A 12,031-nucleotide genomic window follows, 5' to 3' on the forward strand; every position below is an offset into this window, starting at 1 on the left:
CCGGACCTCCCTCGTCCAGCACGACGTCACCGGTGACACGTCCAAGGACGTCACCACCACCCAGACCTTCGGCACCCCGAAGAGCGTCAACACCGCCACCAACGCCCCGAACACCGGCGGCGGCACCGGCGGCCCGCACGGCCTGCTGACCAGCTCCACCAGCTCGCCCACCGGACCGAAGACCACCTCCTACCAGTACGACGCCACCGGTAACACCACCAGCGTCACCGACACCACCGGCACCACCACCCTCACCTGGAACGGCGAGGACAAGCTCGACTCCGTCAGCAAGACCGGCCAGGCACAGGCGACGTCGTACCTGTACGACGCGGACGGCAACCAGCTGATCCGCCGCAACCCCGGCAAGACCACCATCAACCTCGGTGTGGACGAGCTCACCCTCGACACCGCCACCGGCTCGATGTCCGACGTCCGCTCCTACCCCGCCCCCGGCGGCATCACCATCACCCGCGTCACCGCCCAGGCCGGCGGCCAGCTGGTCTACCAGTGCGCCGACCCGCACGGCACCAACGGCGTCCAGATCGACACCGACGCCGCCCAGACCGTCACCCGACGCCCCACCGACCCCTTCGGCAACCCCCGCGGCACCCAGCCCGCGACCGGGACCTGGGCCGGCGACAAGGGCTTCGTCGGCGGCACCAAGGACGACACCACGGGCCTGACCAACCTCGGCGCCCGCGAATACGACCCCGTCCACGGCCGCTTCCTCAACCCCGACCCCCTCATGCTCGCCGACGACCCACAACAGTGGAACGGCTACGCCTACAGCAACAACAACCCCATCAACGCCTCCGACCCCAGCGGCCTCCAGTTGGAGGAGTGCGCTAGCGGCCTGTACCACTGCTCCCACATGGGCACCCAGGTCGACGGACCCAGTGGCGGCGGCCTCCCCGGTGGATGCAGCGCGTTCGCCTACGAGTGCGGCACCGGTCTGCACGGCACCAGTGACTGCGCGACCAACTGGCACCCGCCGTGCGCACCGGCCACCTCGCAGAACATCGGCACCGTCTTCACCGTCAACCAGCGGCCTGGCAAGCCGGGCAAGAGCGGTGACGGTGGCGGCGGAGGCAACGGCGGCGGTGGCGGGGGCGGCGGCAACGGCCGCGGCACCAAGAAGTGCGGCAGCTGGTTCTCCCTCGACGGCGCCGGATGCCACATCAGCAACGGCGCCAAGCGGACCCAGAACTTCACCACCGACCACCCGGCCGTCCGCGCCATCGTGGTCACCACCGTGGAGATCGCCGCAGGCACCATGTGCTACGCCGGCGGCGCCGCAGGCGCCCTCGAAACCGGCGGAGCCACCGCCGTCGCGGCCGTCGCAGGCTGCGGCGCAGCCGTCGGAGCCCTCGGCTCCGGCCTGGACAACATGCTCGACGGCAACGCCGACCACTCCATCAAGGGCCAGCTGACGGCCGAGGCCACCGGAGCGGCCTGGGGCGCGGCCATGGCCATGACCGACGGCCTGATCGGCCCGAAGGGCCCGAAGGGCCCGTGCAACAGCTTCCCGGCCGGGACGCAGGTCCTGCTCGGCGACGGCAGCACCAAGCCGATCGACCAGCTCACCACCGCCGACCAGGTCACCGCGACCGACCCGCAGACCGGAACCACCGCCCCCGAGCAGGTCGTCGCCACCATCACCACCCCGGACGACCAGGAGTTCACCGACCTCACCATCTCAGCCTCGAACGGGGACCGGGCACCGCCCGCGACCCTGACGTCCACCCAGCACCACCCCGCCTGGGACCTCACCACCAACCGCTGGACCGACGCCGCCGACCTCACCGCCGGCGACCAACTCCGCCAGGCGGACGGCACCACCGCCACGGTCGAGTCGGTCCACAACTACCGCACCGCCCCGCAGACGGCCTACAACCTCACCGTCGACGACATCCACACCTACTACGTGCTGGCCGGCAACACACCGGTCCTCGTCCACAACTGCCCGGGGACGGCGACCGTCCACAAGTTCGAGCTGGAGGACGGACAGCACTACACGGTCGAGATCAGGACGGCCAACGGTGAGTCGTACAACACCCACGCCATGAACCCGAACGGCACGCTGAAGCCGATGGCGCACACGTCGAACTACGTCGGCAGCTACCGGGGGTCGACGACGGTGCCACTGCCGAACCCCGCCGCCGCCATCGCCTATGCCAAGAAGGCCTACCGGGGGAGTGCGGGACAGGGACCCTACGACGCGCTCTCGAACAGCTGCCTGACGTACTGCAGCAGGGTCATCGAGGCAGGAGGCGGCGAACCGCTGCCCAGCGGGAGGAGTATCGTCGGCTGGATCAGGAAGAACTTCCCGTGAGCAGAAGGAAGCAGCACCGATTTCCGTGAGCGATCAACCGTCCTTCACCGATCTGATGACCGAGCTGAGGACCTGGCCGGAGGCATGGGCCTTCCCGGTCAGGGAACTGGCCGGACGGATCACGCTGGCCGACGCACGGATCTCGTGGTGGTTCGCGGTGGTGGGGAGGCTCTCCGCCGCCGGCTCGTCCGAGGCCGACCTGGATCTTCTGGACGCGTTCCTCGAACAGCACGAGGCCCTGCACGGCGGGTTCGACTCGTACCGCCGGGGTGAGGTGCCGATGGAGGAGTTCACGGCCGTGCTGCGTGCGGTGGCGGGGAGGGTGGAAGCCCTGGTGGACTCCCTCCCCGACCCTCCGTGGCCGGACAACACCGTGACCGACCGGCCACCCCGGGCCTGACCGGCCCGTGACGGCCCGTCCCCTCCGTGGGGGCGGGCCGTCACCGGTTTCTCCGCCGGGGTCAGGGGCCGGTGAGGACGACGAGTCGGCGGGTCGCCCGGGTCATCGCGACGTAGCGGTCGACCGCGCCCTCGACGCCCTCGCCGAAGGACTCCGGGTCGATCAGCACGACCAGGTCGAACTCCAGCCCCTTCGACAGTTCCGGGGTCAGCGAGCGGACCCGGGGATCGGCCCGGAAGCCGCCCGGGGCCGCGTCGGCGGCGGCGATCACGCAGGCGGTGCCCTCGGCGTGCTCGGCGAGCCAGCCGTCGAGGATCCCGTCCAGCTCGGAGATGGTGCCGTGGTGGACCGGGATGCCGCTGCTGCGGATGGAGACGGGCACGTTGGCGTCCGGGAGCGCGGCCCGGACGACCGGCTCGGCCTGGGCCATGATCTCCTGCGGGGTGCGGTAGTTGACGCTCAGCGAGGCCACCTCGATCCGGTCGAAGCCGACCCGGGTCAGCCGTTCCCGCCACGACTCGGTGAAGCCGTGCCGGGCCTGGGCGCGGTCCCCGACGATGGTGAAGCTCCGGGACGGGCAGCGGAGCAGCAGCATCTGCCACTCGGCGTCGGTCAGTTCCTGGGCCTCGTCGACGACGATGTGGGCGAACGGCCCGGCCAGCGGGTCCGTCTCGGCGCCCGGCAGCGCGCCGTCGTCGACCAGGGCGTCCCGCAGGTCCTGGCCGCGCAGCATGGTGACCGCGCCCTCGCCGTCGTCGTCGGCCGCGATCACGCTGTCGATGACGCCGGCCATCCGTTCGCGTTCGGCGGCGACGGCGGCCCGCTGCCGGCGCCGGAGCACGGACGCGTGCGGGTCGCCGAGCCGCTGCCGGGCGGCGTCCAGGAGCGGCAGGTCGGACACCGTCCAGGCCTGGGCGTCCGCCCGCTGCAGCGCGCGGACCTGGTCGGGGGCCAGCCAGGGCGCGCACCTGCGCAGGTAGGCGGGCACCGACCACAGGTCGCCGATCAGGTCGGTCGGTTCCAGCATCGGCCAGGCCCGGTCGAGCGCCCCGAGCAGCTCCCGGTTCTGCAGCAGTGACCTGCGCAGCAGTTCGGGCGGCGCCTCGCTGTCGTCCTGGTCCGCCAGGATGGCGAGCAGTTCCTCGAGGATCTGGTCGCGTGCCTCGTTGTGCGGGGTGCCCGGGTCGGGGGCGGCGAAGGCGGCGGCCCAGTCGTCGGCGTCCAGCCAGAGGTCGGACCAGTGGGTCTCGACCGTCATCCCCTCGGTGGGCGGCTCCTCGTACAGCCCGACGGCCGGTTCGACGGCCTTCACCAGCTCCGCGGACGCCTTCAGCCGGGCCACCAGGGGGTCGGACTCGACGGCCGCGGAGGGTCCCTCGGCGACCAGGTCGCGCACGGTGCAGGTCCGTACGCCCTCCTCGCCGAGGCTGGGCAGGACGTCCGAAACGTAGTCCAGGTACGGCTGGTGCGGGCCGACGAACAGCACGCCGCCCCGGCGGTGGCCGAGCCGCGGGTCGGAGTGGAGGAGGTAGGCGGTGCGGTGCAGCGCGACGACGGTCTTCCCGGTCCCCGGGCCGCCGTCGACGACGAGGGCGCCGCGGGAGCCCGCCCGGATGACGGCGTCCTGGTCGGACTGGACGGTGGCGAGCACATCGCGCATCCGGGCCGAGCGGTGGGCGCCCAGGCTCGCGATGAAGGCGGACTGGTCGTCGAGGGCGGCGTGCCCCTCCAGCCCGTCGGCGGTGAACACTTCGTCCCAGTAGTCGCCGATCCGGCCGCCGGTCCAGCGGTACCTGCGGCGGCTGGCCAGGCCCATCGGGTCGGCGTGGGTCGCCGCGAAGAACGGTTCGGCCGCGGGGGAGCGCCAGTCGGTGAGCAGCCGGCGGCCCGTACTGTCGGTGAGGCCGAGCCGGCCGATGTACAGCGGCTCGGGGCTGTCGGCGGCGACGATGCGTCCGAGGCACAGGTCCAGGCCGAAGCGGCGCAGCGCGCGCAGCCGGCCGGTCAGCCGGTGGATCTCCGCGTCCCGGTCCATCGCTTCCCGGCCGGCGCCGCCGGGTGTGCGGCGGGTGGCGTCGAGGCGGTCGGACAGTTCGGCGATCGTCGCGGCGAGGCTCTGCGCGACGGCCGCGAAGTGCCGTTCGTCGTCGGCGATCAGGGCCGGGTCGGCCTTGGCGCGCAGCCGCTCGGGCAGGTCGAACGCGCTGGTGGCCGTAGCGGCGGCAGGTTCATCTGATGACAGGAACGCAGGCACTTCGTCGATCTCCCCGTATCCGCGGTTTCCGGCTTCGGCCAGCGATTCTGCGGTACACCGGGGGCCTTGCCGCAAGGCCCCCGGTGCGCTATACGTTAGGAGTGGCAAGGAGTGGGTTTCGCTCCTTGCCTTTCGTGTTCGCCCGGTCTGCTCAGACCTGGGCCATGCCGCCGTCCGCGAAGAGTTCGATGCCGGTGACGAAGCTCGCGGCGTCGCCGGCCAGGAAGACCGCGGCCCGGCCCAGCTCGCGCGGGTCGGCGATCCGGCCGGTCGGATTGCCCTCGCCCATGGACCTGACGGCGGCCTCGACCTGCTCGGCGCCCTGCGCCATCGCCAGGGCGCTGCGCAGGGAGTCGGTGTCGACCGCGCCGGGGCTGAGGATGTTCATCCGGATCCCCGAGCCCTTGACGTCCTGGATCCAGGCCCGGACGAAGGCGCGTACCGCGGCCTTGGAGCCGCCGTACAGGCTCATCCCGCGTGGCGGGCGGATGGACGCGGTGGAGCCGATGACGATGACGGCGCCGCCGGGCGGCAGCAGTTCCAGCGCCGGCTGGACGGTGAACAGGACACCCTTGGCGTTGACGTCGAAGGTCCGCTCGAACTGCTCCTCGGTGATCGCGCCGAGCGGGGCGTGCGCGCCGATCCCGGCGTTGGCGACGACCACGTCGAGGCGTCCGTGACGTTCCGTCACCTGCCGGTAGGCGGCCTCCATGTCGGCGAGCCGGGTGACGTCGGCGACGATCCCCGAGCAGTTCGGGCCGATCGCGGCGACCGCCGCGTCGAGTGCGTCCTGCCGCAGGTCGGTGATGACCGCGTGGGCCCCGGCGGCGGTGAACTCCCGGGCGATGCCCAGGCCGACCCCGGACGCGCCGCCGGTGATGACGGCGACCTTTCCTTCGAGTGGGAGGGCCGCGGCGGGGGCGGTCGGGAGGGTCGTCGGCGAAGCGGGCATGGGGTGCTCCTGGGAGGGGGTGGGTGCCGGGTGCCGGCCGGTGCGGGTGGCCCGGGCGTGCGCGGGTGTGCCCTGGCAGGCCCCTGGCGGGCGGGTGCGGGCAGGCGTGCCCTAGAGTGGAAACGGAGGCGCCTCCGGTTCCTGGACTCTAAGTGGAGGTGCCTCCGGTTAGCAAGCCGGACGACAGGAGACCGCAGATGCCCAGCGAGACGGGCCGCCCGCTACGTGCCGACGCACAGCGCAACCGGGACAAGATCCTCGCCGCCGCCGTGCGGGTCTTCGCCGAGGACGGGCTGGACGCGCACCTGGAGCGGATCGCCAAGGAGGCCGGTGTCGGCTCCGGCACGCTCTACCGCAACTTCCCCACCCGCGACGTGCTCATCGAGGCCGCCTACCGCAACGAGCTGAGCCGGCTCTGCGACGCCGCCACCGAACTGCTGGCCGCGCTCCCGCCGCGGGAGGCCCTGCGCGCCTGGATGGGGCGCTTCATCGACTACGCGACCGCCAAGTTCGGCATGGCCGACGCCCTGCGTGCCCTCGTCGAATCCGGCGTCAACCCCTATGCGCGCAGCCGCGAACTGATGCTGGAGGCGCTCACCTCGCTGCTGGCCGCCGGGGTCGAGGCCGGTACCGTCCGCTCCGACGTCGGCGCCGACGACATGTTCGCCGCCCTCACCGGCATCGCCCTCGCCTCCGGAAAGCCGGACCAGCGGGCGCAGGCCGAACGACTGCTCGACCTCACCCTGGACGGCCTCTGCACCGTACGGAACTGACCGGCGCCCCCGGATCCGGCCGCCGGACCACCGCGTCGGCCTGCCGTACTCCCGGCAGCGGCGCGGGCGGCACCGCAGACATGGAATCGCGGTAGCGCAATACGTGATCTTGATGCATGGTCGCGTGTTCTGGCGATGGCGGCGCCGCGCCGGGGATCACGCCGATCCCACCACCGGACCAGGGGAGATCTCCCATGAGCCGTGAATCCCTCGCCCGTGCCGCACTGGGCGCACACCCCGAAGCGCTGTCCGCCTCCGTATCCCTGGCGACGCCGCTGACGATGAACCGGCTCGTCGGGCGGGACCGTGCGGCGGCCTTCCTGCGCGAGCTCGCCGAGGCGTTCTCGATCGCGCAACCCGAGTTCGTCCTGGAAGGCGAGGAACGTCATGTCGTCACCTTCGCCGGCTCCGTCGACGGCCATCCGGTAGGGCTGCTCGTGGTCCTGACCCCGGGACCCGAGGGCACCTACCAGGCGGTGGACGCCTACGCGCGGCCGTGGCCGTTCGTGGCGCTGGCCCGGGACAAGATGGTGCCCGTCGACCAGGTGCTCGCCGAGGACATCGACGTGTCCACCCCGTACGTCCCGAGCGGCCCCGCCGACGGCTACCTCGACCTGCCGGCCGCCGCGCCCGGGCTCGCCACCGATGTCGCCTTCCACTCGCCGGTCCTCACCGCGACCGTGTCCGGGCGGGACCGGGTCGCCGCCGTGCTCCAGGCGGTGGAGCAGGTCGGCGGCGAACCCGGCTACCGGATCTTCACCCAGGCCGGGGAGCACGTGGTGGCCGCCTACGACCTGCACGTCCACGGCCACACCTGGCAGGTGGCGGCCGTGTTCCGGTTCAACGGCGACGCGGAGATCGAGGACATGCTCATCTACAGCAGGCCCTGGCCCGTCACCGCGTTCTTCCGGGGCGAGATCTTCAAACTCCTGCGTCCGAACTACGGACCGGAGTTCTGGCAGGGCGAGAATCCGCTGACCGCACTCGGCGAGGACTGACGCGGCACTAGGGTGTGTGCGCCCCGCGCACCGCCCCGGTGCCCGGCGGCCCGCCCGACCGAGGAGACCGTCCTGAACGAGCACTGGAGCGGGCCCGCCGCGGACGGCACAGCCCCCGGCAACCCCGGCGTCCGGCGGCTGCTCGCGGACGCTGCACCGGTGCCCGACGGCGCCCCCTGCCCGCTGTGCGACCGGCCGGTGGACCCGACCGGCCCGGCGGCGGCCGACGGGGTACGGATCGACGGGCCCCGCAGCGACCAGCACACCGCGGTGCGCACCCACACCGCGTGCGGCCCCTCCCGGGTCTGGGCGCCCGCCCAGATCGCCGCGGCCCGGGTACGGCTCGGCCTGCCCGAGGCGGCGGCCTGGCGGCCGGACGACCGGCCCCGCGGCGCGGACCGGCTGGACCCCGGGATGTCGGGCGTGCCGGGCGAGGAACTGCCGTCGCTGCTCTTCCACCCGGGCGCGCCATACCCGGGCGGTCTGCTCGGGCACCTCGCGGACCGCTGGACCGAGGGCCTGCCGCCACTGGACCTGCTCGGGGTGGTCCCGGCACGGGAGTTGCCCGGCTGGACCGTGCACACGGCGGCCGGGCGGATCACCGCGATCGGTGCCCCGACGGGCCCGTGGTGGGCCAATCCCGGCGGCCACCCGACCACCCACCCCTGGCGTCGGGCGGCACACACCGAGCGCCGGGTCCTGCTGGCGGTGCTCCCGCCCGAGGAACCGGCGGCCGATCCGGGAGACCTGGCGGCACTCGGCCGGGCGATCCGGGCCGGGCTGGTGCTGGGCGGGGTGGCCGCCCTGACCGGGACGCTCTTCTGACCGGTCCGATCATCGGCCGGTCACCATTTCGCGGCGGAACGAAATGACCCGCGTGGCGTTACAGCGTGGCACTGCACACCGGGCCCGGGAACTTCTACTGTCGACGGTCTAGAGCGCCTTCGTCGAAGGAGAACCCGATGAGCCGAGTGGTGCGCGCCGCGCTGTTCCAGACCGCATGGACCGGCGACAAGGAGACGATGATCGACGCCCACGAGCGGGCGGCCCGCGCGGCCGCCGCCGACGGCGCGCAGATCATCGGATTCCAGGAGGTCTTCAACGCCCCGTACTTCTGCCAGGTCCAGGAGCCCGAGCACTACGCCTGGGCCGAGCCGGTGCCGGACGGGCCCACCGTGCAGCGGATGCAGGGCCTGGCCCGGGAACTCGGCATGGTGATCGTCGTACCGGTGTACGAGGTCGAGCAGTCCGGCTTCTACTACAACACCGCCGCCGTGATCGACGCCGACGGCTCCTACCTCGGCAAGTACCGCAAGCACCACATCCCGCAGGTGAAGGGCTTCTGGGAGAAGTACTACTTCAAGCCCGGCAACCTCGGCTGGCCGGTCTTCGACACCGCGGTCGGCAAGGTCGGCGTCTACATCTGCTACGACCGGCACTTCCCCGAGGGCTGGCGGGCGCTCGGACTGGCCGGCGCGGAGATCGTCTACAACCCCTCCGCCACCAGCCGCGGCCTGTCGGCGTACCTGTGGCAGCTGGAGCAGCCCGCCGCCGCCGTCGCCAACGAGTACTACATCGCCGCGATCAACCGGGTCGGAGTCGAGGAGTACGGCGACAACGACTTCTACGGCACCTCCTACTTCGTCGACCCGCGCGGCCAGTTCGTCGGCGACGTGGCCTCCGACAAGGACGAGGAGCTGGTGGTCCGCGACCTCGACCTCGACGTGATCGAGCAGGTCCGCCAGCAGTGGGCGTTCTACCGCGACCGCCGCCCGGACGCCTACCTGCCGCTGACCGAGGCCTGAGAGGGGACCCGATGACCCGCACCGTGATCCAGGGCGGCCTGGTGGTCACCGCCGCCGAGGAGATGCGCGCCGACGTCCTGATCGAGGGCGAGCAGGTGATGGCCCTCGCGGCCACCGGCAGCTCGGTCGCCGACGGCTGGAGCGCCGACCGCGTCATCGACGCCACCGGGATGTACGTCATCCCGGGCGGCGTCGACGCCCACACCCACATGGAGCTGCCGTTCGGCGGCACCGCCGCCTCCGACACCTTCGAGACCGGCACCCGGGCCGCCGCCTGGGGCGGCACCACCACCATCGTCGACTTCGCGGTCCAGTCCGTCGGCGCCCCGCTGCGGGCCGGCCTGGACACCTGGCACGACAAGGCCGAGGGCCGCTGCTCCATCGACTACGCGTTCCACATGATCATGTCGGACGTCAACGAGTCCACCCTCAAAGAGATGGACCTGCTGGTCGAGGAGGGCGTCACCTCCTTCAAACTGTTCATGGCCTACCCCGGCGTCTTCTACAGCGACGACGGCCGGATCCTGCGCGCCATGCAGCGCAGCGCCGACAACGGCGGCCTGATCATGATGCACGCCGAGAACGGCATCGCCATCGACGTCCTGGTCGAACAGGCCCTCGCCGCAGGCAAGACCGACCCCCGCTACCACGGCGAGGTCCGCCGCGAACTGCTCGAGGCCGAGGCCACCCACCGGGCCGTCAAACTCGCCCAGGTGGCCGGCTCCCCGCTGTACGTGGTGCACGTCTCCGCCGCGTCCGCCGTCGCCGAACTCGCCGCCGCCCGCCGCGAAGGACTGCCGGTCTTCGGCGAGACCTGCCCGCAGTACCTGTTCCTGTCCACCGACAACCTCGCCGAACCGGACTTCGAGGGCGCCAAGTACGTCTGCTCCACCCCGCTGCGCCCGCGCGAACACCAGGCCGCGCTCTGGCGCGGACTGCGCACCGACGACCTGCAGGTGGTCTCCACCGACCACTGCCCGTTCTGCTTCGTCGGGCAGAAGGAGCTCGGCCGCGGCGACTTCTCCAAGATCCCCAACGGTCTGCCCGGCGTGGAGAACCGGATGGACCTGCTGCACCAGGCCGTCGTCGACGGCCACCTGACCCGCCGCCGCTGGATCGAGATCGCCTGCGCCGCCCCGGCCCGGATGTTCGGCCTGTACCCGCGCAAGGGCACCATCGCCCCCGGCGCCGACGCCGACATCGTGATCTACGACCCGACCGCCCGGCAGACCATCTCCGCCACCACCCACCACATGAACGTCGACTACTCGGCGTACGAGGGCCGGGAGATCACCGGCAAGGTCCGCACCGTGCTGTCCCGCGGCACCGTGGTCCTGGACGGCGAGGCCTGGCTCGGCCGCGCCGGCCACGGCCGCTACCAGCCCCGCGCGACCTGCCAGTACCTCGGCTGACACCTAAGGAGAAGCGTGGACATCGGACTCGTCCTCCAGACCGACCCGCCCGCACGGTTGCTGATCGACCGGATGAAGCGTGCCGAGGCGGCCGGCTTCAGCCACGGCTGGACCTTCGACTCCGCGGTGCTCTGGCAGGAACCCTTCGTCATCTACAGCCGGATCCTCGCCGAGACCGAACGGCTCACCGTCGGCCCGATGGTGACCAACCCCTCCACCCGCACCTGGGAGGTGACCGCCTCCCTCTTCGCCACCCTCAACGACATGTTCGGCAACCGCACCGTCTGCGGCATCGGCCGCGGCGACTCCGCGATGCGGGTGGCCGGCCGCAAACCCGCCACCCTGGCCCGGCTGAGCGAGGCGATGCACGCGATCAAGGAGCTGGCCGAGGGCCGCACCGTCGAGGTCGACGGCACCGAGATGCACCTGCCCTGGGTCCGGCCCGGCGCCGAACTGCCGGTCTGGATGGGCGCGTACGGCCCCAAGGCGCTCGCCCTGACCGGCCGTCAGGCCGACGGCTTCATCCTGCAGCTGGCCGACCCGTTCCTGACCGAGTGGATGGTCAAGGCGGTCCGCGACGCCGCCGCCGAGGCCGGGCGCGACCCCGCCTCCGTCACCATCTGCGTGGCCGCCCCCGCCTACGTCACCGCCGACGACTCGCCGCAGGCCCTCGCCCACGCCCGCGAGCAGTGCCGCTGGTTCGGCGGCATGGTCGGCAACCACGTCGCCGACCTGGTCGGCCGCTACGGCGAACACTCCGGCATGGTCCCCGAGGAGCTCACCGCCTACATCAAGGAACGCCAGGGCTACGACTACAGCCACCACGGCCGGGCCGGGAACCCCGACACCACCTTCGTCCCCGACGAGGTCGTCGACCGGTTCTGCCTGATCGGCCCGCCCGAGGCGCAGCGCGCCAAGCTCGCGCACCTGCGCGAGCTCGGCGTCGACCAGTTCGCCGTCTACGCCATGCACGACGCCGTCGAGGCCACCATCGACGCCTACGGCGAGCAGGTCATCCCGACGCTGGCCTGACCCGCGTTCCGACCCCGCGTCCGACCCCGACTGCTCCCGGCGGCCACCCCTCGTACGGGTGGCCGCCACCCCC

At 72.3% G+C, this 12,031-nt stretch carries 10 protein-coding genes; 8 read left to right on the forward strand and 2 right to left on the reverse strand.

The features are described from left to right. Both AB0D08_RS23620 and AB0D08_RS23625 read left to right on the forward strand, forming a co-directional pair. Positions 1-2,332, forward strand: a 2,332-nt coding sequence (locus AB0D08_RS23620) for a polymorphic toxin-type HINT domain-containing protein (protein ID WP_359891320.1), incomplete at its 5' end; no start/stop codon positions are given. Between the two features lie 25 nt (positions 2,333-2,357). After that, positions 2,358-2,732 carry a hypothetical protein gene (locus tag AB0D08_RS23625; RefSeq protein ID WP_033825518.1) on the forward strand — a complete coding sequence of 125 codons (375 nt, stop codon included), beginning with the start codon at positions 2,358-2,360 and terminating at the stop codon, positions 2,730-2,732. Between the two features lie 61 nt (positions 2,733-2,793). Here AB0D08_RS23625 and helR read toward each other — a convergent pair whose 3' ends face one another. Together helR and AB0D08_RS23635 are read right to left on the reverse strand one after the other, a co-directional pair. Then, positions 2,794-4,986, reverse strand: coding sequence for an RNA polymerase recycling motor ATPase HelR (gene helR, locus AB0D08_RS23630; protein ID WP_359891323.1), 2,193 nt, complete (start codon positions 4,984-4,986; stop codon positions 2,794-2,796). 151 nt (positions 4,987-5,137) lie between these two features. Continuing rightward, positions 5,138-5,938 (reverse strand): SDR family oxidoreductase, encoded by an 801-nt coding sequence (locus tag AB0D08_RS23635; RefSeq protein WP_051814260.1) that lies wholly within the window; start codon positions 5,936-5,938, stop codon positions 5,138-5,140. 197 nt (positions 5,939-6,135) lie between these two features. Here AB0D08_RS23635 and AB0D08_RS23640 point away from each other — a divergent pair, with 197 nt between their 5' ends. From AB0D08_RS23640 to AB0D08_RS23665, 6 genes are all read left to right on the forward strand, one after another. Next, positions 6,136-6,711 (forward strand): helix-turn-helix domain-containing protein, encoded by a 576-nt coding sequence (locus tag AB0D08_RS23640; RefSeq protein WP_359891327.1) that lies wholly within the window; start codon positions 6,136-6,138, stop codon positions 6,709-6,711. Between the two features lie 194 nt (positions 6,712-6,905). After that, positions 6,906-7,709 (forward strand): hypothetical protein, encoded by an 804-nt coding sequence (locus tag AB0D08_RS23645; RefSeq protein ID WP_359891329.1) that lies wholly within the window; start codon positions 6,906-6,908, stop codon positions 7,707-7,709. Between the two features lie 159 nt (positions 7,710-7,868). Continuing rightward, positions 7,869-8,534 carry a hypothetical protein gene (locus AB0D08_RS23650; RefSeq protein ID WP_359891332.1) on the forward strand — a complete coding sequence of 222 codons (666 nt, stop codon included), beginning with the start codon at positions 7,869-7,871 and terminating at the stop codon, positions 8,532-8,534. Positions 8,535-8,671: 137 nt separating this feature from the next. Further along, positions 8,672-9,514: a nitrilase-related carbon-nitrogen hydrolase gene (locus AB0D08_RS23655; RefSeq protein ID WP_033825522.1), complete on the forward strand. Its 843-nt coding sequence runs from the start codon at positions 8,672-8,674 to the stop codon at positions 9,512-9,514. Positions 9,515-9,525: 11 nt separating this feature from the next. Beyond that, on the forward strand, positions 9,526-10,926 hold the full coding sequence (gene hydA / locus AB0D08_RS23660; protein ID WP_033825523.1) for a dihydropyrimidinase: 1,401 nt from the start codon (positions 9,526-9,528) through the stop codon (positions 10,924-10,926). A gap of 15 nt (positions 10,927-10,941) precedes the next feature. Then, a complete protein-coding gene (locus AB0D08_RS23665) occupies positions 10,942-11,958 on the forward strand; it encodes a TIGR03842 family LLM class F420-dependent oxidoreductase (RefSeq protein ID WP_359891336.1) in 1,017 nt (338 codons plus the stop codon). Positions 11,959-12,031: the final 73 nt, after the last annotated feature.

Origin of the sequence: Kitasatospora sp. NPDC048540 (assembly GCF_040651175.1) — a bacterium.
Lineage (GTDB): Bacteria > Actinomycetota > Actinomycetes > Streptomycetales > Streptomycetaceae > Kitasatospora.